Annotated in this window: 23 protein-coding genes; 6 read left to right on the forward strand and 17 right to left on the reverse strand. The window is 38.7% G+C overall.

Annotated elements, in window-relative coordinates; all coding sequences use genetic code 11:
* Positions 1–97: 97 nt before the first annotated feature.
* Positions 98–868 (reverse strand): ABC transporter permease, encoded by a 771-nt coding sequence (locus ACUW85_RS04810; protein WP_048725756.1) that lies wholly within the window; start codon positions 866–868, stop codon positions 98–100.
* Positions 861–1,526: an ABC transporter ATP-binding protein gene (locus ACUW85_RS04815; protein WP_259345390.1), complete on the reverse strand. Its 666-nt coding sequence runs from the start codon at positions 1,524–1,526 to the stop codon at positions 861–863. Before ACUW85_RS04815 ends, ACUW85_RS04810 begins: the two co-directional genes overlap by 8 nt.
* Positions 1,527–1,720: 194 nt before the next feature.
* Here ACUW85_RS04815 and ACUW85_RS04820 point away from each other — a divergent pair, with 194 nt between their 5' ends.
* The 3 genes from ACUW85_RS04820 (at position 1,721) to ACUW85_RS04830 (ending at position 4,138) form a co-directional block, all read left to right on the forward strand.
* Positions 1,721–2,017: a HesB/YadR/YfhF family protein gene (locus ACUW85_RS04820; RefSeq protein WP_048725749.1), complete on the forward strand. Its 297-nt coding sequence runs from the start codon at positions 1,721–1,723 to the stop codon at positions 2,015–2,017.
* 98 nt (positions 2,018–2,115) lie between these two features.
* Positions 2,116–2,439 carry a hypothetical protein gene (locus tag ACUW85_RS04825; RefSeq protein WP_048725746.1) on the forward strand — a complete coding sequence of 108 codons (324 nt, stop codon included), beginning with the start codon at positions 2,116–2,118 and terminating at the stop codon, positions 2,437–2,439.
* 106 nt (positions 2,440–2,545) lie between these two features.
* Complete coding sequence (locus ACUW85_RS04830) at positions 2,546–4,138, forward strand: ABC1 kinase family protein (RefSeq protein ID WP_182023431.1); 1,593 nt, start codon at positions 2,546–2,548, stop codon at positions 4,136–4,138.
* Between the two features lie 129 nt (positions 4,139–4,267).
* Here the strand turns inward: ACUW85_RS04830 and ACUW85_RS04835 are convergent, their stop codons facing one another.
* From ACUW85_RS04835 to ACUW85_RS04845, 3 genes are all read right to left on the reverse strand, one after another.
* Positions 4,268–5,143 carry a DegV family protein gene (locus tag ACUW85_RS04835; protein ID WP_149358524.1) on the reverse strand — a complete coding sequence of 292 codons (876 nt, stop codon included), beginning with the start codon at positions 5,141–5,143 and terminating at the stop codon, positions 4,268–4,270.
* A 23-nt stretch (positions 5,144–5,166) separates the two neighbouring features.
* A complete protein-coding gene (locus ACUW85_RS04840; RefSeq protein ID WP_016897534.1) occupies positions 5,167–5,742 on the reverse strand; it encodes a DUF1836 domain-containing protein in 576 nt (191 codons plus the stop codon).
* A 117-nt stretch (positions 5,743–5,859) separates the two neighbouring features.
* The gene (locus ACUW85_RS04845) at positions 5,860–7,146 is read right to left on the reverse strand and encodes a GTPase (RefSeq protein ID WP_182023430.1); all 1,287 of its coding nucleotides are present in this window, start codon (positions 7,144–7,146) and stop codon (positions 5,860–5,862) included.
* Between the two features lie 149 nt (positions 7,147–7,295).
* On the opposite strand from ACUW85_RS04845, the gene trhA reads away from it, so the two are divergent.
* A complete protein-coding gene (gene trhA, locus ACUW85_RS04850) occupies positions 7,296–7,967 on the forward strand; it encodes a PAQR family membrane homeostasis protein TrhA (RefSeq protein WP_182023429.1) in 672 nt (223 codons plus the stop codon).
* Between the two features lie 80 nt (positions 7,968–8,047).
* Here trhA and ACUW85_RS04855 read toward each other — a convergent pair whose 3' ends face one another.
* Positions 8,048–9,031, reverse strand: coding sequence for an aromatic acid exporter family protein (locus ACUW85_RS04855; RefSeq protein WP_048725728.1), 984 nt, complete (start codon positions 9,029–9,031; stop codon positions 8,048–8,050).
* A 176-nt stretch (positions 9,032–9,207) separates the two neighbouring features.
* Here ACUW85_RS04855 and ACUW85_RS04860 point away from each other — a divergent pair, with 176 nt between their 5' ends.
* Together ACUW85_RS04860 and rnjA are read left to right on the forward strand one after the other, a co-directional pair.
* Positions 9,208–9,426 carry a DNA-directed RNA polymerase subunit epsilon gene (locus ACUW85_RS04860; protein WP_003142522.1) on the forward strand — a complete coding sequence of 73 codons (219 nt, stop codon included), beginning with the start codon at positions 9,208–9,210 and terminating at the stop codon, positions 9,424–9,426.
* Positions 9,426–11,099 (forward strand): ribonuclease J1, encoded by a 1,674-nt coding sequence (gene rnjA, locus ACUW85_RS04865; RefSeq protein WP_003142521.1) that lies wholly within the window; start codon positions 9,426–9,428, stop codon positions 11,097–11,099. Before ACUW85_RS04860 ends, rnjA begins: the two co-directional genes overlap by 1 nt.
* An 89-nt stretch (positions 11,100–11,188) precedes the next feature.
* Here the strand turns inward: rnjA and ACUW85_RS04870 are convergent, their stop codons facing one another.
* The 11 genes from ACUW85_RS04870 to ACUW85_RS04920 all read right to left on the reverse strand — a co-directional run bounded on the left by ACUW85_RS04870 (position 11,189) and on the right by ACUW85_RS04920 (position 20,988).
* The gene (locus ACUW85_RS04870; RefSeq protein WP_149314678.1) at positions 11,189–11,821 is read right to left on the reverse strand and encodes a response regulator; all 633 of its coding nucleotides are present in this window, start codon (positions 11,819–11,821) and stop codon (positions 11,189–11,191) included.
* Complete coding sequence (locus ACUW85_RS04875) at positions 11,814–12,875, reverse strand: sensor histidine kinase (protein WP_182023428.1); 1,062 nt, start codon at positions 12,873–12,875, stop codon at positions 11,814–11,816. Before ACUW85_RS04875 ends, ACUW85_RS04870 begins: the two co-directional genes overlap by 8 nt.
* Positions 12,872–13,630 carry a cell wall-active antibiotics response protein LiaF gene (gene liaF / locus ACUW85_RS04880; RefSeq protein ID WP_259345389.1) on the reverse strand — a complete coding sequence of 253 codons (759 nt, stop codon included), beginning with the start codon at positions 13,628–13,630 and terminating at the stop codon, positions 12,872–12,874. Before liaF ends, ACUW85_RS04875 begins: the two co-directional genes overlap by 4 nt.
* Positions 13,631–13,813: 183 nt before the next feature.
* Positions 13,814–14,293, reverse strand: a complete 480-nt coding sequence (gene greA / locus ACUW85_RS04885) for a transcription elongation factor GreA (RefSeq protein WP_003140974.1) — start codon at positions 14,291–14,293, stop codon at positions 13,814–13,816.
* 118 nt (positions 14,294–14,411) lie between these two features.
* Positions 14,412–15,047: a uridine kinase gene (gene udk / locus ACUW85_RS04890; RefSeq protein WP_003140972.1), complete on the reverse strand. Its 636-nt coding sequence runs from the start codon at positions 15,045–15,047 to the stop codon at positions 14,412–14,414.
* 128 nt (positions 15,048–15,175) lie between these two features.
* Positions 15,176–16,297: an endolytic transglycosylase MltG gene (gene mltG, locus ACUW85_RS04895; protein WP_182023426.1), complete on the reverse strand. Its 1,122-nt coding sequence runs from the start codon at positions 16,295–16,297 to the stop codon at positions 15,176–15,178.
* Between the two features lie 225 nt (positions 16,298–16,522).
* Complete coding sequence (locus tag ACUW85_RS04900; protein WP_182023425.1) at positions 16,523–19,138, reverse strand: YhgE/Pip domain-containing protein; 2,616 nt, start codon at positions 19,136–19,138, stop codon at positions 16,523–16,525.
* Between the two features lie 18 nt (positions 19,139–19,156).
* Entirely contained in the window at positions 19,157–19,636 is a 480-nt protein-coding gene (locus tag ACUW85_RS04905) for an Rrf2 family transcriptional regulator (protein ID WP_182023424.1), read from the reverse strand.
* Between the two features lie 181 nt (positions 19,637–19,817).
* Positions 19,818–20,117: a DUF1292 domain-containing protein gene (locus ACUW85_RS04910; RefSeq protein ID WP_016897544.1), complete on the reverse strand. Its 300-nt coding sequence runs from the start codon at positions 20,115–20,117 to the stop codon at positions 19,818–19,820.
* Between the two features lie 188 nt (positions 20,118–20,305).
* Positions 20,306–20,725, reverse strand: coding sequence for a Holliday junction resolvase RuvX (ruvX, locus tag ACUW85_RS04915; RefSeq protein ID WP_059134505.1), 420 nt, complete (start codon positions 20,723–20,725; stop codon positions 20,306–20,308).
* Complete coding sequence (locus tag ACUW85_RS04920) at positions 20,725–20,988, reverse strand: IreB family regulatory phosphoprotein (protein WP_016897546.1); 264 nt, start codon at positions 20,986–20,988, stop codon at positions 20,725–20,727. Before ACUW85_RS04920 ends, ruvX begins: the two co-directional genes overlap by 1 nt.
* Position 20,989 lies beyond the last annotated feature (1 nt).

Raw genomic sequence — 20,989 nt, forward strand, 5'->3', positions numbered from 1 at the left:
ATGGACTATCGTCTTAATAATATATTACTCATTATACGGATATTTGATACTTTTAGATAGCAAAAAAGCCTTCACCAGGCTTCCTTGACCCACACGCTTATGAAGGGATTTGTAATTGCCCATAACTACTGTAGAAATGCTTATAAGCTAAGTATACGGCGATCATGGATGTGATTGCAGAAGTCGCAATCATCATAAAATAAATCAAAATCTGATACATAATTGCACTCAAGGGTACCGCACCTGCTAGCATCATCCCGGTCATCATACCTGGCAACAAGACCAAACCGACAGTTCTCGCTGTATCAATAGTAGGTTGCAGTGCCCCTCTAATCGCTTCTCTGACAATACCTGTAGAAGCTAATTTAATAGAGGCACCTAGGGCCAACTGTTCATTGACTTCTTGTTGTGATTTGGCGAATTCGTTATTCAAATTTCTGAAAGCCAATCCGATAACTGACATGGCATTTCCCACTAACATCCCTGTGATTGGGATGATTTGAGCTGGTACGAATTGAATAGAGCCTGAAGCCACTAAAACGAGGATTGACGTCACTACCCCCCCAATAATAGAAATTAAAGAAATTTTGAAGGCATTGGGAATCTTATTGGCTCGTTTTGCTGCATTATAAGCCGCGTTTACAATCATAAAAATCATAATGATGGCCGTTACGATAATTGAATCGATCTGGAAAATGTATGTTAGCACGTAACCGATGATGACCAATTGAACGACCATTCGAAGCATTGCCCATAAAATATCCTTTTCAAGCCCCAATTTCTCTTTATAAGAAATCAAGACCGCGATAATCACTAGAATAAATGAAAAAGCTAACGTTGTTGGGGTTGTTGTTAATGCATTAGTCATTTAGACCACGCTCCTCAATTATCATTTCTTGGTTGGCAATATGGAAGACCCGTTTTGGTTGGAGAGACCCATCTTGAATATGGCTAATCCATAGGATGGTGACTCCGTGTTTTTCTTTATAGTCCAGTAAAATCTGCCATACCAATTCGCGATTGTCCTCATCTAATGATGAAGTAATTTCATCTAATAAGAGGACTTTAGGTGGAAAAAGCAGGTGTCTGATTAAACCAATCCGCTGTTTTTCCCCGCCAGAAATTTTACGAATCGATTTGTCGAGTGCAATATGGCTTAAACCGAAAGCCTTCATATAAGACAATACAAGATTTTCATCAAAGTCTTTATCGTGGGCTTCATAAACCAATTCAAAATTATCACGGATGGTTTCGCCGAATAATAGTGGATTTTGGGCCACATATGAAATATTTTGCCGGTATGTTTGATAAGCTACTTCTTCTAGTGGTTGGTCTAAGTAGTTAATTTCACCTGAATTTCTCGGAATAAGGGCTGCAATTAAACGCAGCAAGGTACTTTTTCCGCTTCCAGACGGTCCTTCGACACGGATCATTTCATTTGCATATATAGAAAAAGAAATGTCTTTTAAGAGGGCTGTGTCGCCTGGTTGAAAGGTCACTTGATTAAATTTTACGATAGCTTGCATGTTGATAATCCTCCCTTTGGCTTGCATGAACATTCTATCATAGTTTCATAAGTAGTGTGCTACGATTCCACGGTTAATCTTTTAATCATCTAAAAAAATGCTGATATCTCCTTCAAAGCAACAAAAATTGCTTTCAAGAAACAATGCGTTATAATGACAGTATTAGGTTTCAAGATTAATGGAGGCGACTTTAGATGAAACTAACGATAACACCAGCAGCACAAGCATACTTCAAAAATGACATGGGATTGTCCTCGGGAAGCCAAGTCGGATTTCATAGCCGCGTTTACGGTAAAACAGCTGTCCATGAAGGATTTTCAGTTGGCTTATCCGTAGAATCGCCAGATGGTGCCCTCTTAATTGATGAAACAATTGACGGTATCCAATACTATATTACGGAAAATGATGACTGGTTCTTCAATGGCTACGACTTTGAAGTCGACTTTTCTCCCGAAGAAGAAAATTTCATTTACCGTTTTATTGAACAATAAACGATTTTCTTATACTATATAAGTGGTAAATGACAAATATTCATACACCTATCATATCTAAGCACATGACCCTAAAGCAGAAAAAGGAGTGTTTCTACATGAATCCGATTAAAAATTTATTTCTAGCAGCAGTAGGTGGTACACGACTAACTTATGAGAAAGCCGATGAAGTGTTAAAAAGTCTCATTGAAAAAGGACAAATTTCTGTAGCTGAAGGCAAGTCATTAAGTGAAGATATTCAACGGGTAGCTAAGGGCCATGCAAAAGGTTCAAACGCTTCAGATCCTTTAGACCAAACTTTATCTGAACGCATCTTAGCACTACAAACACAAGTCGAAAATTTAACTCAAGAAGTCCAATCATTAAAAGGTATGAACACCGAATCTGCGGATGAAGATGCCATAGAAGACGTCATTCAATAATTTTTAGATCATATAACGATAAGTTGAGGCTGAGGCATTTTTGTCCCAGCCTCATCTGCCATATACAGTTTTTTAATAGGAATTGCTTTGAATTGACGGTGATAACATGCAAAGAGATAGTAGTCGTTTCCGTGAAATCGTCTCCATATTAGGACGTTACGGATTTGGTGAAATACGATATCGACTGAAAAAGAATGAAGAAGACGATCGACCTAGAGCCCTAAAACAAGCTTTTGAAGAATTAGGCCCTAGTTTTATTAAGATTGGGCAAATTTTATCGACTAGAAGTGACCTCTTGTCGACAGAATATTTAGTGGAATTAGAGAAGTTGCAAGAAGATACCCTGCCCATCCCCTATGACATTATTCAACAAGAGTATTTTGAGTCTGTAGGCCGGCATATTGAGGATGATTTTGCCACCATCACCAAGAAACCTATGGCTTCAGCTTCAATTGCCCAAGTCCACCGGGCCCAGATGAAATCTGGTGAGCAGGTAGTAGTAAAGGTCCAGCGACCTGAAATTGAAGACCAATTGATTCGCGATTTAAATATCTTTATTCGGGTTGTTGAAGCCATCCCATCGATTTTTATTGATGTCATTATCAACCCGGTAGAAATTTTAAAAGACATTAAGATTCAGATTTTAGAAGAAATCGATTTCCTCAATGAAGCACATAATATGTTGCTGTTTGCAGAAAATCACAGACAGCGGACAACCATTTTGAACCCGATTCCTTATTTAAGTCTGTCGACCAGACAAGTGTTGATTCAAGAATATATTGATGGTATTTCAATCGGACGCCATTTTGCCTTAAAAGAAGAAGGTTATGACCTCAATGATTTAGCAAGCAAATTCGTCTTGTCCTATTTATACCAGGTATTTGACGATGGCTTTTATCACGCTGACCCCCATGCCGGCAATATCCTGATTAAAGATGGGAAAATTGTCTTTATAGACTTTGGGGCGATGGGGAAAATTTCCCCCGGCCAAAAACAGCTACTGGTTCAAATATTGACTTCTTTAGTCAGTAAAGATATCGATGGTTTAGTCAATGTCTTGCTGCAAATCTGTAAACAGAATAAAACTGTCGACAAGGTCGTTTTATACCGGGACATTGAAACTTTGTTTAACCGCTACCTAACCACCGGGATGGAAGCCTTGGAAATTGACGATATCTTCCAGGACCTACTAAAATTTGGTCATAAACACGGGCTGATTTTCCCATCTGAATATATTTTACTGGAGAAAACCATTGCCATGGTTCAAGGCGTTGCCCAAAGTTTAGACCCACATCTAGATTTTATGGCGATCTTTCAATCTTTCTTCTTGTCTAGCGGCACCATTCCCTGGGAGAAATTCTTGGACCCGAATGCTGTTGCACGAGAAGCCTTTAGGACCTTGAATACCACTAGAAGAATGCCAACTAAGATAGAAAATTTAGTGGACAACATCAATAACGGTCGTTTGAATGTACGACTAACCTTTGAAAATGTGGATGACCGGATACGGGACATTAACTCAATGATTAACCGCATTATTTTTGGAGTAATTCTATCCGCCCTTATCTTGGCCTCCACTTTGATCATTACCTCAGCACAAACCTATTATGCAGAATTGCTGGGTATTTTCTTTTTCGTCATCACAGCGCTTATCGGGTTAATCCTACTAATATCCATGCTGCGGGCCCGAAGGAAATAGCGCCCCTGAATTTGCCACGATTGAAATAGCCACAAAAACAGGCGGTATGCCAGATGAGATTTCATCCGGAACACCGCCTGTTTCTTTATTTAGCTTGGCTTATTCTATAAAATAGGCACTCCTCATATTTTATTTATACAAAGGTAAGATCGCACAACCTGTTAATTCAGGTCCCGTATGTACCGCTAAAGCTGATCCCAGTTGGACATCGTAGGCTTCTTCAAATTCCGGTAAAGCGTCTTTAAGTCCTTCCAAAAGCTTGGCTGATGTCACTCTAGCAGCCGGATTACCGCCACAAGAAGCCAATAAAAATTCTTGGCTTTCAGGAACAACGCCCTTCACTAAATCAACCATCTTCTTAATGGTTTTGGCTTCATTATTGGTTTTTGAAGCGCGGATTTTAGCGATTGTTGTATAAATTCCCTCTTCATCACAAGTGATAATTGGTTGAATATTTAACAAGGTACCTACTGCACCCGTCACCCGGCCAATTCGTCCACCAGCAATTAGATATTTTAAGTTAGGGATATGGAAAAATACATGACCTTTTTCAACTGAATCCTGTAATTTCTTGGTAATCATTTTAAAGTCATTCTTCATTTCGAAGTATTTTGTTGCAGCGATCATGAATAGACCTGAACCGATACCAATGTTTTTCGTATCTAAAAGGAAAAACTCCACTTGAGGAAAATCTTCCGCAATTAAACGAACTGAGTTGTTAGTACCAGAAAGATTTGATGAAATGGTAATGGCGATAATATGCGTACAGCCTTTTTCTATTAAGTTTTCAAAGGCTTGAGAAATCAATTCACCACTTGGTAGGGATGTTTTCGGGATTTCCGATGCCATACGCTCAAATACTTCCTGTGGTTGAATGGTTACCCCATCCAAGTAATCGCCATCTTTAAAGGCTACATTTAAAGGTAATACTTCGATTTCAAATTTGTCGACAAACTCTTTGGGAACATCTGAACCAGAGTCCACAATAAAACCTATTTTTTCCAATTGACTACCTCCGACTATAAGGGTTATGCTTCTGTTTCTATCTCTGTGGTATCTTGATCTACAAAGGAAATAAATTTTTTCGCAAACAATAAATTAGTGATTGTTTCGCAAGCCAAATAGATAATATACTTATCAAAATCCTCTGGATCTGAATAGTCTGTTTCAATTTCGTCATCCACGGCTACATTTAAATATACATGCCCTTTTCGTTTGATGGTAATTTCTAATAAGGCACAGAATTGATTGTAGGCGTTTGAATTGCCTTGTGACTGCGCTAGAAAGATCAATACACGACGGATGTCTTGAATTGAAATGACTTCTTTAAATAAGGTAATGACGATTAAATACGCGATATGACGTTTATTGTAATGTCTCTTGATGGGCTTTGGAATTAATCCTAGTTTAACATAGTTATTGACCATTGAAGATGTCACAGGTTTCTTATCTGAAGAAAAAATTTGGAATGGTTCTAAATACTGGGTTACAACTGCAATCAGTTGGTCCATGTATAAAGGAATATCTGTAATATCTTCCCATCTTGGCATGTTGACGTCGTCTAAACTTTTGACCCAGTTTTCAAATTCTAATTGTTTTTCCACTTATACTCACCCGCTATTTCATTATGATTATATTATACCACAAAGTTATCATCACTATGAACAATAGTTTTTAAAACGAGGTATTTTATTTCGTATTCGAAAAACACAGGAAAACCACTAGCGTTTTCGGTTTCTAAATGACCATTTTGGCCAGTTAATACGCGTCTTTTGACCACCTTCTTCTACTTCATCATCTAGAGAAACGCCTTGGCTAGTGTCCTTTTCTTTGGTCCACTTAGCATCTTGACCCTTTTTCGCTTCGATATCCGCCATAGCAGCTTGGAAATCGGGGTCATTTTGCCCGCGTTTCAGTCTTTGTCCGTATAAATCTTTCATCAATTTACGGACTGTTCGTGGACTGACCTCTTCACCATTAGCTTCTGCTGTGGCGATAAAAGTCAGGACTTCGATGTAGGACATGGCTAGGGCTGTGGTAATGATTGAGGCAGTTGTCCCTGAAATCATCCCACCTGCCACAGACCCGATACCTGGGATAAATTTCACCACGTTCGAAACGATTAGTCGTCCTAAATAGGTTGCTGATCCTGTTCCACCAATAGCCCCTAGGATGCCTAAAGCAGTCGCTTGGTCCATGGAAATGCCAAATATAGCTGTAATATGGGCCATCATACCTATTTGCATGGGCACTAGGACGGTTGCATCGGAAAAAGGGATGGGGGTGAATCCAACACCAAAGGTAGTGACAGTATATCTACGCGCCCAACGTCGCGCTGCTCGGCCCTTCCGTTCAATATCAATCTGTTGGGCATTGTTAAAAGCTGTGTGGACCTGATGTGGCAATAAGCCAATTGTTCTTTCAACAAGCTCTTTTAGACCGAAGGCAGGAATGGTAAATTCGTCAGTAATTTTATAATCCTGGGCCATTAACCGAATAATTGCTTGGACGGATAGATTTTGATTGACTAGGTATTGTTCAAATTTCAAGGCTTGATCCCCGATAGATTGAGTCAGTACTAAGATAACCGGCATCCTATTAGCTAAATATTCAATCAAACGAATCTCCATATCTTCAATCCGCGATGAAGATGCATTGATACAATAATATGCCACGTGCATATGTTGTTGCATTTTGGCCATGCCTTCTAGCGTTTGGTCGATTTCACTCGTCACTTGGTTTTGGGTTTCTGCATCCAGCTCCAACCCTCTTGTATCATAAAGGACCATTGGCACGCCTTCTTTTTCGATTTTATGCAAATGTTTGGTGATGGGTTGCCCAATCCCTGTTTCCGCTAATCTCTCCCGGAAAATATTGTTGATTAAAGTCGATTTCCCAACGCCCGTTTTACCTACTACTAGAATATGTACTTTTTCGATTTTTTCAATTTCTTCTTGCGTTTTCTTGGTTAATTCTTCAGCAAGAGACCAATCCATATTTCTCGCCATTTCCGCTCACCTCAACTGTTTTTCTGCTTATATATATTTTATCAGATAAATTTTAAATTAGTATTAATTGCATCGAATTTCCATAATTACCTAATAGAATATGCTATACTACATGTGTAAAAAACGCATCCTACTAAAGGAGGAAAATAATGTCTGCTAATTCACGTAGTCAAGAAAAAATCAAATTACCTTATACGAAAGCTTATTATATCACGAATGAGATCCTGAATTCAGTGACACATGGCATTGGGTTTGTCCTTTCAATTGTTGCCACCGTTTTCCTAATCCTTAAAGGTGTTGAACACCAAAATAGTATCGAAATTTTTTCATACGTGGTGTACGGCATCTCTATGTGTGCCCTATACTTGGCTTCAACCTTATACCACAGCTTTTCATTTACCAAAGCTGCGGGTATCCTAAAAATTATCGACCATTCATCGATTTTTATTTTAATTGCTGGATCATATACACCCTTTGCCCTAGTCGCTATTGGTGGTGTCTTTGGCTGGTTTATCTTCATTGCACAATGGGCCATCGCCCTATTTGGGATTATCGGTAAAATCCTCTTCCTAAATAAGATGAAGAAATTTTCTACTCTTTTATATATTTTGATGGGCTGGTTTGGGGTTATCGCTATCCCGCAAATGGCCACAGCCATCGGTTCTGGTGGTATCGCTTGGCTAATCGCCGGCGGGGTAACTTATACAGTCGGCACTATCTTCTACGCCCATGATAACTTGAAATTCTGGCATGTCATTTGGCACTTATTTGTACTCGGTGGTTCAATCGCGATGTACTTCGCCGTCTTATTATATGTATAGGAATGAAATGCTTTTAATATGAAAAATAAGATACCAAGCATAGTTTAGTAAACCTACTACTCGCCTTTGCTTGGTATCTTTTATTTGCTTTGGAGATATTTTAAACGCTGCCCAGATTTATAAAACTCGTATTTCAGATTCAAGAATTTCTCGCAGTCTAATAAAATATCAAAGAGCATAGACCGGGTTTCAAATTCATTTCGAGTTTGCGGTAAGGGTTGCTGTCTAAACCGTGTTTTTAATTGATTTAATTCATTACGAAGTTTAGCTGCTGTATTTGATTCCGATAATTGTTGACTAACGTGACGGAAAAAGCCACTCAAGTCATAAGTCTGATCGGTTGATTCATAAATATTATCCAAAGAATTGTTGATATCATAGAGAATAATCAATTGAGAAGACCGCATTGAAAAATAATTTAGATAGTAATTTTGCACATCACCCGTGATATTATTTTCAGCCTCCTTCAATGCCAGGAATTCTCCATGTTTCGCCAACTCGTAAGCCTGATCGATATGTTCATATAAGAGGTGACCCGGGTGGTCAGGGGTATCCATTTTGTCAGCTAAATGGTTTAAAATGATCTGCATTTCCCCTTCAATTTCCCCTTTCAACTTGTCCATCTCGCCACTGGCTGATGTCTGATACAAATTGACAATTACTGCAATCCCAACACCAATCACAAGTAGAAGCATTTCGTTGACCCACCAATTAAAATCTGACGCTTGTTCAAGCAACAAATGGGAAATAAATACCGCACAGGGCGCAATGGCGTTATCGCTCTTCAGGTAGACAGAAACAGGATAGGTAATTAATAGATAAAGTGAAAATACCCAAATTTCATAACCATAAAGATTGAATAATATGGTGGCAATTAACAAACTCAAAATCATGGTAAGGGTCAAGTTGCCGATGTATTGCACAGTTTTCTTACTGGTTTCTGCTAGGGATAGGATGGCAATAACCCCTGCTGATACCGCATAATCTAGACCTAACCACTGAGCCAAAAATATGGCAATAAATGTGGCCACTGCATATTTTGCACTCTTAATCGCTACTCGCATTTGATCGCTCCTTTAACTTCATTCAAAGATATTTTAGCATATAATCTGAAAGTCAATTTATGAAAACATACCAAATCAACAAATTTCTAAAAATGTGCGCAAAGATAATGAAATATGGTAGAATAGTGTTAGCGAGTAAGATCACATTTTTAATAAATTTATAAAAGGAGCAAAAAATGATTTTTAAAGTAACTTATCAAGATTCATTGACTGAAGTACCACGTCGTGAATCAACACACACTATGTATGTCCAAGCTGAAACTAAACGTGAGGTTCGTGCCCACCTAGAGAATGAAACCCCCTATCTAGTCGAGTTTATCCAACCACTTGAAGGTGCGCATTTAGAATACGAACAACAAAATCCAGACTTTAAAGTTGTGGAGCTTTCTAATTAATGAAAGTTGATATAAAAAATAATGAAGTTGGCGTTTTCGCTTTCGGGGGATTAGACGAAATCGGTAAAAACTCTTATGGAGTCCAATTTCAAGACGAAATTTTATTATTAGACGCTGGGGTTAAATTCCCAGAAGACGATTTGTTAGGTATTGATTACGTTATCGCTAACTACCAATACCTAATTCAAAACGAACAAAAAGTGAAAGGTTTATTCATCACCCACGGTCACGAAGACCATATTGGGGGGATTCCTTTCTTACTGAAACAAATTAACATTCCGATTTATGCTGGCAAATTGGCCATGGCTCTAATCAAGAATAAATTAGAAGAACACGGATTATTACGTGATGCAGAATTACATATTATTGATGAAGACTCTGTCATCAAGTTTAGAAAGACATCCGTTTCTTTCTACCGTACTACCCACTCTATTCCTGACGCAATGGGGATTGTTGTAAAGACCCCACCAGGAAACGTGGTATTTACCGGTGACTACAAGTTCGACTTTACCCCAGTAGGTAAACCTGCTGATATCCATAAAATGGCAAAAATCGGTGAAGAAGGCGTTCTATTGTTACTTGGTGACTCAACAAACGCCGAGATTCCAGGTTTTACCCAATCAGAACGTGTCGTTGGTGAATCATTAGCGGATATCATGTCAAATATTGAAGGTCGAATTATCTTCGCATCTTTCGCTTCAAATATTTCTCGTTTATCACAAGCCATCGATGTGGCTGTAGCCCAAGGTAGAAAAATAGCTGTCTTTGGACGATCTATGGAAGCAGCCATTCGAAACGCTATCGAACTCGGCTATTTCAACGTGGGTGAAGATGCCTTCATCCAAAGTAACGAAATCAACCAATACCCAGCAAACGAAATCTTAATCATGTGTACAGGTTCTCAAGGTGAGCCAATGGCTGCCCTATCTCGGATTGCAAACGGTACCCACCGTCAAATCTCAATCCAACCTGATGATACTGTGATCTTCTCATCTAGCCCAATTCCAGGTAACACCCTATCTGTAAACCATGTAATTAACCAATTACTTGCTGCAGGTGCGGAAGTTATCCACGGTAAGGTCAACAATGTCCATACTTCAGGGCACGGTGGTCAGCAAGAGCAAAAACTAATGCTGTCATTAATGAAACCGAAGTACTTTATGCCAGTCCACGGTGAATACCGTATGCTATCTATTCAGGCTGAACAAGCTGAATTAGTTGGTATTCCACACGAAAACATCTTTATCATGCAAAACGGTGAAGTCTTAGCCTTAACGCAAGACTCAGCGCGTCGCGCAGGTAGCTTCCCAGGTGAAGCGGTCTACGTAGATGGTAAGGGTATCGGGGATATTGGCAATATTGTCTTACGTGACCGTCATAACCTTTCTGAAGATGGTTTAGTCCTAGCAGTTGTATCTGTTGACTTTACTAAGAATGAATTACTCGCTGGTCCTGATATCGTTTCTCGTGGTTTCATTTACATGCGTGAATCTGTTGGTTTAATCCAAGATGCACAAAAAGTAATCCGTACCACTGTTATCGGTCATCTAAATTCAGGTAAGAAAGTAAACGAAAAAATCTTACGTGATGCTATGCAAAATGCCCTACAACCATTCTTGTATAAACGTACAAAACGTAATCCAATGATTATGGCAGTCGTCATGCCTGTCTAATCATACCGATTACTAATAAACAAAAATAAACCTGCGATGTAAAGCTGAACTAGCTTGCATCGCAGGTTTTTCCTTTTGCAATAAAACGACTAATTAACTAATTGATTTTGGAAGGCATAAATCGTTGCTTGTGTCCGGTCTTCAACACCTAATTTAGATAATATATTCGATACATGGGTTTTTACCGTTTTTAAGGTGATAAATAATTCATCGGCAATTTCCTGGTTGGATTTACCAGCAGCAATCAACTGCAAGACTTCCCGTTCACGAGTAGTTAAATCATCATGTAGGTGATGTCGGTTAGCTTCTACTTCATGGGCAATCAGCTTTTCATTGACTGTTGGTGCAATGACTGACTCCCCTGCATAGGTCCGGCGAATCGCTGACGCAATTTCGCTTGCTGAAGATGTTTTTAAAATGTAGCCCTTAGCCCCAGCTTGCATGGCTGGATATACCTTTTCATCATCGATAAAAGAAGTGACAATTAAAATATTGGCTTTTGGCCAGTCAGCTAATATTTCTTGTGTTGCTTGGATCCCGTCCATATTATCCATGACTAAATCCATTAAAATGATATCTGGTTGCAGTGATAAGGCCATTTTCTTACCCTCTAATCCGTCCTTAGCTTCCCCTACTATCTCTAGGTCTGATTGGGTAGATAGGTAGGTAGAAACGCCTAATCTGACCATTTCATGGTCATCTACTAACAATACTTTAATCATATATGCCCTCCATTTTTCTTGGTATTACGATTTGGATCAATGTGCCCTGGTTTTCAAATGAAATAATGTTGACTGAACCACCTAGCTGGGCCACGCGCTCTTGGATATTTTTCAAGCCGTACCCACCGTTCTGCAGTAATTCTTTGTCGGTATCAAAGCCCACGCCATCATCTGAAAATCGCAGATAAATATTTCGGTCTTTCTCATACAGATGGCATTCGATAATTTGTGCATTAGCATGTCGCAGGGAATTGGATAATAATTCCTGCACAATTCGGAATAGGTGGTTCTCCACTTCGGGCAGCAATTGAACGTCCGTCACAGTGGCTTCAAAATTAATCTTAACCTTCGTTTCTAACTCCCTAAAGAGCTGTTCAATTCCCTCTGCCAAACTTTGATTGGTCAAGGAAATTGGCCGTAGATGGAGTAGTAAGGAACGCATTTCAGCTTGCGCCTGGTCCACCATAGCCGCCACCTTACCGATCAATTGCCGGTTGACAGGGTCCATATTGTCCGCCTGCTCTTGGATAGCTGACAAAATCATGGTCATGGCAAACAATTGCTGGCTGACTGAATCATGCAATTCACGCGCAATCCGTTGTCGTTCCTCTTTGACTAGTTCGTTTCTGTTCATCTCTGAGTTCGCTTCATCCGCCACCGTTTTTGCCTGCAAGGTCATTTCCATGTTCTGTAACATGGCCCGCAACCGTTCAATTTTCTCACCTATTTGCTGGCCAGCATAAACGCCCATTTCTGTCTCTTGAAAAATGGGTGAGTCATATTTTCTGGCAGCCAAGGCAGTTAGCTTAGCCGTTAATTTATTTTCGTCCTTGTATAAAAAGAAATACAAGATAAATGTTGCAATCAATGAGATGACTATATCCATGACCAATAAATACATAAATGGTAGGATTAAACGGGCAAATTCAAGATATGACCCGTCGACATCCGTGGTATTAGGTGCCAAAATCAAAAAGATATAAGTTCCAAGAGATACCGTCAAAAGTGACAACCATAAAACGATAAATATTGTTAAAAACCGACGTCCTCTCATAAGAAGACCACCTCAACTGTTCCCCAACCTTGAGAAATTTGTAGGTAAATTTTCCGGTTACTTTGCTGATAAGACGCACTTTCAAAGGTTTTACGCTCATTGTTTAGGGCCACTTTCTCCCCGTTCCAATTTACTTCGGTCCGAAAACCATTGGCGTGTAGTTCAAGACCCACCCCTTCGGGCACCACAAGTTTGGTTTGCCCAACCAATTGATTAATCACGACCACATTGGTCCCTATTGGCACAATCGTTGACCCGAAATCAATAAAGGTATTGGCATAGAGATGGTACATCTCAACATCTTCCCAGGCATATACTTCTTCCTTGTAAGGACCATTATTAAATAAATGGTCAAATTCTAAGAAGGCTTCCTTTTCTTGATCCTTAAAAATACCATCTTCTGCATCCACAATTTTTGTTTGTCGCAAGGTTAGGTCATGTTTTACGTTATCAGATTTATCTTTCACAATCGCATAATAAACCAAACCAACAATCATTAGCGCCAATAAAATACTTGAAACATAAGGCAAGGTCACAATCCCAATAAAAATTAGAAAACAACCAATGGCAACTAGTATCAAGTTCAGCCAACTTTGTTGCTGTTTCTTTGTATTCATTTTTATTTTTACCCGGTTAGATAAGGCTAAAAGTCCGCAACCGACAACAATGGAAATCAAATTTTCTGGTCTAACCAATAAACCTGTAAAAACAATCAATCCGGCAAAACAAGCTAAAATCATCCATAGATTTCTCATATTGCCCTCCATCCTATTTTTATACTCTAATCATACCACTTCTACATTTTACTATATATGACCATTTTATGAGAACTGAATCCCTTTTACATTGGTCCTAAGCCTTAAAGATTTTCATTTATAGCAAAAAAGACATACCCCAACCACGCGAATGGTAGGAATATGTCTTGAAATTTGCTTGAATTAGATTGCGTCAACACTTGTGATTTTAACAACCATGTCGCCGCCTGGTGTTTCGATCGTTACTTCATCATTCACACCTTTACCAATTAATGCTTGTGCAATCGGTGATTCATTAGAAATTTTACCATCTAATGGATCTGCTTCTGCACGACCAACAATTGAGTAAACTTCTTCGTCGCCATCTGGTAACTCAATAAAAGTTACTTTACGACCTAATGAAACGATACCTTCATCGATTTCATTTGGATCGATAATTTTAGCGTAACGAACCATTTTTTCTAATTTTTGAATTTGCCCTTCAACGAAAGCTTGTTCATCCTTAGCCGCTTCATATTCAGAGTTTTCTGATAAATCTCCGTATGAACGTGCGATTTTGATTCGTTCTACGATTTCTTTACGTTTTACAATTTTTAACTCGTCTAAATCTTGTTGAATTTTCTCAAGACCTTCTTGGGTCATTGGGTATACTTCTTCTGCCATACTTTTACTCCTAACAACAATAGTAGTTTCAACTTATCAAAATTGAATAGACCCACAATATCATGGAACTAGAAATTTTGCAATACACTTTATCTGATATAGTCTAATAAAACTTTAATTAATCAATTTTTAAATCATTTGGAATGATTGAACGGATTTTTGTCGTCATCAAATCGATTGCAACATTATTTGACCCACCTTCAGGGATGATAATATCCGCGAATTTTTTCGTAGGTTCAATGAATTGCTCATGCATCGGTTTAACAATCGACGTGTACATGTCGATAATTGAATCTAATGAACGGCCACGTTCAGCCATATCACGTTTAATACGACGGATGATACGAATGTCATCATCTGTATCTACAAAGACTTTAATATCCATCAAATCACGAAGCTCTTTATCAGAGAAGATTAAGATACCTTCAATAATAATAACTTCTTTTGGTTCTACACGAATCGTTTCTTCTGCACGATTGTGTTGAGTGAAATCATAAACCGGCATTTGGACAGCTTGTCCATCTAATAATTGTCTAATATGCTCGCTAAGTAAGTCATTGTCAAATGCAAATGGGTGGTCGTAGTTAGTTAACACACGTTCATCCATTGTTAAGTGACTTTGATCTTTATAATAAGCATCTTGTGGAATATAAGCTAAACTTACATCTCCAAATTCTTCAATAATTTTACGGGTTACAGTAGTCTTACCAGAACCAGTACCCCCTGTTACACCGATGATGATTGGCTTACGCATTCAAAACACACCTTCCTGATATTAAAAATAAGCTCGAATTCACTGCTATTAAATATAGAGAAAATTGTTCTCAATTGCAAGTAAATTCAAGCTATTTTTATTTTTTTAACCGTATTTTCCCTGTCTGATTATAAGTCGGCATTCTCTTCAGATACATATTGTTCAACTAAAGCATCATGCTCTTCGTATGTTTCTGAATAATATACTTCACCGGTTGTTAAATCAGCCACAAAGAATAGGTAGTCAGATTCTGTTGGATTCATAGAAGCTTCGATAGCTTCGATACCAGGGTTGTTAAATGGTCCCGGTCCAAAACCAGTATTGATGTACAAGTTATACGGTGAATCAACTGCTGCATCCTCGTTAGTTACATAAGCTGAATGCGTATTGTTCGCATATAAAACTGAAATATCTGATTGGATTGGCATATCGATTTCTAAACGGTTCATGAATACACCAGCGATCAATTCACGGTCTTCTAGTGAAGATGCCTCTGCTTCAACCAATGAAGCTAAGGTTAAGAATTCGTGGAAGGTGAAACCAGAAGCTTCAATTTCAGCAGTGTGGGTTTGACGAACATTTTCCATTTCCCCAACCATCATAGTCACGATGTCTGCAACCGTTGCAGTTGATGACAAATCATAAGTTGCTGGGTATAAGTAGCCTTCCAACTTGTAACGCACGTCGTCATTTTCAGATACGTCAGTCAATAAATCTGGGTATGTCGCCAATAATTCATCGAATAAAGCGTCATCCGTCATTTGTGCTAAGGCGTCTTCTTGTTCAATGCCAAGTGCGTCTGCAATAATTTGCGAAATGGCCTCTAGCGATGAACCTTCAGGAATAGCCACTGAGTCAACTTGAGCTGTAGCCCCTTGTTGTAGCTCGTTATTAGCATCTGTATAGCCTATATTCTTGTGTAAGGTGTAAGTACCCGCTTCAATCGCGTCATTCCCAAAGAATCTTAAATAAGTTGTAAAAAGGAAATCGTTAAAGATAATGCCTTCATCATCCAAGATGCTTGCAATATCGGCTGTTGTCGACCCTTCTGGTATGGTAACCTCGACTGTTTCGTCCGAGCTACCGATACCTCCTGTAAAAATCATAAACGTTAGGGATAAACCAACAACCACAATAAGTGCTGCTGCAACCACTAAAAACCATTTAGCTATTTTCGAAGCAGTAGATTCTGCTTTACGATCAAGATCTTTTTGCTTTTTGTAAAAATCTTCGCGTGCTTTCTTAGACATATAGCGACTCCTCTTCTAGTAAAATCATTACTCCCATTATACATGAAAGGGCCACTTTTCAATATAAATGTTAGATAAATACAAACAAACGTAAAAAAACTGTAATATTGCACAGGATGTGAGCGCGGGCGGTCAGACAGGATGCGAAATCCGACTGCAATTGAATCCACATCAAAAAACACGGTAAGGTAACATTCCCCTAACCGTGTTTTTAACAAAATTGCACTACACTGCTGCTTGCGTCTTAAAGTCATTTGCTTTCAATTTCTTGTACTTTATAGTGTAGAAGAGAATGATTAAAAGCGTGAACACAATCAGAATTGACGTTAAAACAAATACATCAGTGCGTATGCTACCACCTATACCGAATAATTGTCTGTAGGCATCTACAGAATAAGTAATTGGTAGGTAGGGATGGATCGCTTCAAAGAATGGATTTGACAATTGAATTGGATAGGTACCACCTGAACCTGACAGTTGTAAAATCAAGAAAATTAACATTATGAAAGAGCCAATTTTATCAAACAATAAATTAAATAACATGACAATCGAAATTGAAGTTAAGGCCGTTATTATCGTTACGAGTAATGTTTTACTCATAGAAAATGTTTCTAAACCATTCACTGTATGTAATAGAAATACCATAATCAAGGATTGTAAAATACCAACCACTGCCAACACAGAGAATTTACTTGCCCACCAGCTGATGCCATTTTTAGGGCGACCTTTAGGTGTATAACTATCGAACATTAGATTTAAGGTAATTGCACCGATGAATAAAGCAACAGACATCATATATGGCGCCATCCCTGTACCATTATTTGGAATTGGTGCGGTTTCAGTTTGATTAGTGTCGACTGGTTCTGCCATCATGTCATACGTATTGTCAGTTGCATCAACTTCGTTCAGCGTTTGACTACCATTCGCTAACTGTGTACTTAATTCAGATGTACCATCAGCGATTGTGCCTAGGCCGTCACCTAATGTTTGTGAACCATTCGCCAATTGATCTGCCCCATCTGCAATTTGCCCTGCACCATCTGCAAGTTGGCTAGTACCATCAGTTAATTGACCACTATTAGCAACTAGTTGGCCAGTACCATCAGCCAAGGCTTGTGTACCTGCTTGCAATTGAATGGCGCCATCAGCCAAAGTGCCTGTTTGGCTATTCAATGTATTTAGACCTTCACTCAATTGATTAGAACCATCTGTTAGTGATAAACCACCCGCATTCAATTCTTGGGTACCGTCATTCAGTTGACTCATACCTGAAGCTAATGCAGTAGCACCACTTTGTGCTTGATCTATTCCAGCATCCAGTGTCTGTGCGCCCGCTAATAAGGTATCGCTACTAGATGCCACTTGGTTAACGCCATCAATTAAGGTATTGGTACCATCATATAAAGCATCATACCCTTCAGTTAATTGATGAACACTTGCTTGTAAATTAGCAATCTGGCTACCAATTGCCGTGACATCAACGTCTTGCAAACTAGATAGAGACGATAAATCAGTAGAAATCGTTTGAACTGAGCCCGCTTGAGTAGTGGCCACTGTCGTAAATTGGTTTGCAACAGCCGTACTAACTGCAGCCTCTTGTTCAGGCGTTAATGCAGCCCCGCTTGCTTCAATTGCTGTTAAAACAGCTTCTGTATTACTAGTTGGGTCGCTAACTGCTACAATACTGGTCAATTGTGTTTGCACATCTGCCATTGCAGTCGATAATGTCTCTAATTGGCCAGTAACATCTGATAAGTCTCCAGCTAAACTTGAATTCTGTAAACTACTATCTAAATTATCTAAACCTGATTTCATTTGATCTAATCCGGTTTGTAAAGCTGTTATTTTCGCAGCCTGTTCTTCGCTTGTTAGACTCGCATTTAATTGTGATAAGCCATCTGTTAAAGCCTGACTCCCTTCAGCTAATTGCACCATGCCATCGTTCAAACTATTAGCGCCATCTGCTAATGTCACTGTATTATCAGACAAAGTAGTTAACCCAGCACTTAGAGTAGCACTACCATCAGCTAAATCGCCTGCACCGCTAGTCAATTGACTTACGCCCGATGTCAAGGCAGGCATACTATCTGTTAATTGACTGGTACCTTCGTTTAAAGCCGTAGCACCTTCGTTTACTTGACTGACACCATCAATATATGTGTTTAAACCAACATCTAAGCTATCTGCCCCATCAGCAAAAATTAGACTTGATGATGCTAAAGTGTTTAAATTTTCTGTTATTGTAGCATTTCCATCTGCAGCTTCTTCTACACCGTCTTTAATTTGACTACCACCATCCGCAGCATCTTGCATTTTATCTGCCACAGTTTGTAATTGTGCAAAAATTGTTTCCGCGTATATTTTAGTCACTTCGCTAGATACCGAATCCTTAATCGTATTAGCTGCAGAAGAGGTTAGCTTGGAGGCAATATAAGAATGTCCCGCGCTGGTTTCATAATTTAAGGTCATTTGTTTGGGTTCATCTTCAAGTAAACTCGTGGCGTTTTCTGAGAAATTTTCGGGAATGGTGATGACCATATAGTAATCACCATCTTTTAATCCAGCCTCAGCATCTGATTTTGACACAAATTCAAAATCCATTTCATCTGAATTTTCCAACTCACCCACTAAATTATCCCCTATTGCTAAGTTTTCATCATTATATTGAACTGCCTTGTCTTCATTCACAACGGCTACTGGTAAATTCGCAAGTTTTCCATATGGATCCCACATAGAACTCAAAAAAATTACTGTGTATAACGAAGGAATAAAAGCTATCCCTAGTAAAATAATGATCATTTTTTTCTTTGTAAATATTGATTGCCATTCTTGCTTAATCAAAGTAGCACACGTCCATTCTTATTCTTTTTCGTTAGAAGTAACAATTGATTCCCAATCTATAACATTCACTTCATTAGTGCCTGCCATTAATAATGATTCAAGTGTATATTTTTGTAATCGTTGTTTAAATAATTGCTCAGCATCAGAAAATACATCTAATACTTCGCGTTTTTTATTCTTAATTTTATCAGCATGTAAAAATACTTTTTCTGCTAGATTTGTTGGTCGAACAAAACTTCCTTTGCCCTCAATCGCTTCATAAATATGTAACATCGTCATATCTTTAGGTGATTTCTTTAATACAAAACCGCCATCCTTACCAGCTATAGAATGTACCAAACCTGAAACCACCAAAGAACGCATGATTTTTTTCAGGTATGAATCAGACACCTCAAGACGCCGACTGAAAATTGTGCTTTTTATGGGACGGTGATCGGCCTGGGTTGCCAGCATAATCATTATACAAAGGGCTTGTTCAACCCCACTTTTCATCTTCATTGAATACCCTCCATTCGTGGATGAAATTTATCTATGGATACATTCTATCTCTTGATGATTTCATTTACAATTATTTTCCACTCTTCTCATCAATTATTTATTTAGTTTTTTCCATGAAAAAAGCACCCAAAATTAATTGGATGCTTTTTCTCTTTTATTGACATTTACTTAAAGCGACAGATTATAAATCTTCGTCTTCGATAAATGTTGCTAATACTTCTTCTACCATATCCCATTCTTCTTCAGTCTCAATAGGATTTAATTGACCTTCAAAGCCGTCTTCACTTTCAACGTAAGAGAAAGCTTGTAATTCTACGCCCTCTTCGTCAGATACGCCTGCTGGGTAGACAATTACATATGATTTACCGAAATCTTCTGAATCGAATGTAAATAGAATTTCGAATAATTGCTCGTTACCTTCCTCGTCAACAATTGTAATGTGCTCGTGACCTTCGTGGTCATGTTCATGATGTTCAGTCATTTGAAAATCTCCTTTTTCTCTCGTGTGTTGAGCCTGTAACGGACTCAATCAATATCTCTCAATAACCATCATATCGGGCTTGAAAAGTCAGAATTATCCGTCGCTTCCCAAAATGCTCCAATTACTTAACAGTAACTGCTCGTCCTTTGGTCCAGCGCGTCAATTCTAAACGAATTTCCGCACACCTACTATGATGGGTGGGCATCTAAATAATTTTGCAGAATCAATACGGCAGCCAATTTATCGATCACTTTCTTACGCTTCTTACGACTGACATCGTTGGCAATTAACATCCGTTCTGCTTGAACAGTTGTTAACCGCTCATCCTGATAAAAGACTGGTAAATCAAATCGGTCTATCACAAGTTGTCCGTATTTTTGTGATGCTTCAGCGCGTGGACCGATAGAATTGTTCATGTTCTTGGGTAAACCAAGAACTAACGCTTCTACATTATACTCAGCAATTAATTCACCAAGTCGGTCCAAACCGAATTCTTCTAATTCTTCATCGATTGGAATGATTTCTACCCCTTGGGCCGTCCAACCGAATGGATCAGAAACAGCCACGCCGACTGTTTTAGACCCCACATCTAATCCCAAATATCGCATTACTCGCGACCAGATTGTTTCATGTAATTCACGATTAATTCTTCAAGAATTTCATCGCGGTCATGATAACGGATAATATTACGCGCTTCGTTATGACGTGGAATATAAGCTGGATCACCAGATAATAAATAACCAACGATTTGATTTACTGGGTTGTAACCTTTTTCTATAAGAGAATCATATACGATTTCTAATGTCTCTTTGACATCCTTTTCGTTGTTTTCTCCGAAATTGAATAGGACTGTTTCATCTTTATTACTCATC

The organism is Aerococcus sp. 150760013-2, from assembly GCF_053627715.1.

What these genes read in the sequence shown, in the direction of transcription:
- ruvX (WP_059134505.1), bottom strand. Translation starts at nt 20,725, where the DNA reads ATGCGATATTTGGGATTAGATGTGGGGTCTAAAACAGTCGGCGTGGCT.
- ACUW85_RS04910 (WP_016897544.1), bottom strand. Translation starts at nt 20,117, where the DNA reads ATGACTGAACATCATGAACATGACCACGAAGGTCACGAGCACATTACA.
- ACUW85_RS04875 (WP_182023428.1), bottom strand. Translation starts at nt 12,875, where the DNA reads ATGAGAGGACGTCGGTTTTTAACAATATTTATCGTTTTATGGTTGTCA.
- ACUW85_RS04845 (WP_182023430.1), bottom strand. Translation starts at nt 7,146, where the DNA reads ATGGCGAGAAATATGGATTGGTCTCTTGCTGAAGAATTAACCAAGAAA.
- liaF (WP_259345389.1), bottom strand. Translation starts at nt 13,630, where the DNA reads ATGAGAAATCTATGGATGATTTTAGCTTGTTTTGCCGGATTGATTGTT.
- udk (WP_003140972.1), bottom strand. Translation starts at nt 15,047, where the DNA reads ATGCGTAAGCCAATCATCATCGGTGTAACAGGGGGTACTGGTTCTGGT.
- ACUW85_RS04825 (WP_048725746.1), top strand. Translation starts at nt 2,116, where the DNA reads ATGAATCCGATTAAAAATTTATTTCTAGCAGCAGTAGGTGGTACACGA.
- ACUW85_RS04810 (WP_048725756.1), bottom strand. Translation starts at nt 868, where the DNA reads ATGACTAATGCATTAACAACAACCCCAACAACGTTAGCTTTTTCATTT.
- greA (WP_003140974.1), bottom strand. Translation starts at nt 14,293, where the DNA reads ATGGCAGAAGAAGTATACCCAATGACCCAAGAAGGTCTTGAGAAAATT.
- ACUW85_RS04860 (WP_003142522.1), top strand. Translation starts at nt 9,208, where the DNA reads ATGATTTTTAAAGTAACTTATCAAGATTCATTGACTGAAGTACCACGT.
- ACUW85_RS04870 (WP_149314678.1), bottom strand. Translation starts at nt 11,821, where the DNA reads ATGATTAAAGTATTGTTAGTAGATGACCATGAAATGGTCAGATTAGGC.
- ACUW85_RS04855 (WP_048725728.1), bottom strand. Translation starts at nt 9,031, where the DNA reads ATGCGAGTAGCGATTAAGAGTGCAAAATATGCAGTGGCCACATTTATT.
- ACUW85_RS04815 (WP_259345390.1), bottom strand. Translation starts at nt 1,526, where the DNA reads ATGCAAGCTATCGTAAAATTTAATCAAGTGACCTTTCAACCAGGCGAC.
- ACUW85_RS04820 (WP_048725749.1), top strand. Translation starts at nt 1,721, where the DNA reads ATGAAACTAACGATAACACCAGCAGCACAAGCATACTTCAAAAATGAC.
- ACUW85_RS04830 (WP_182023431.1), top strand. Translation starts at nt 2,546, where the DNA reads ATGCAAAGAGATAGTAGTCGTTTCCGTGAAATCGTCTCCATATTAGGA.
- ACUW85_RS04920 (WP_016897546.1), bottom strand. Translation starts at nt 20,988, where the DNA reads ATGAGTAATAAAGATGAAACAGTCCTATTCAATTTCGGAGAAAACAAC.
- trhA (WP_182023429.1), top strand. Translation starts at nt 7,296, where the DNA reads ATGTCTGCTAATTCACGTAGTCAAGAAAAAATCAAATTACCTTATACG.
- mltG (WP_182023426.1), bottom strand. Translation starts at nt 16,297, where the DNA reads ATGTCTAAGAAAGCACGCGAAGATTTTTACAAAAAGCAAAAAGATCTT.
- ACUW85_RS04905 (WP_182023424.1), bottom strand. Translation starts at nt 19,636, where the DNA reads ATGAAGATGAAAAGTGGGGTTGAACAAGCCCTTTGTATAATGATTATG.
- rnjA (WP_003142521.1), top strand. Translation starts at nt 9,426, where the DNA reads ATGAAAGTTGATATAAAAAATAATGAAGTTGGCGTTTTCGCTTTCGGG.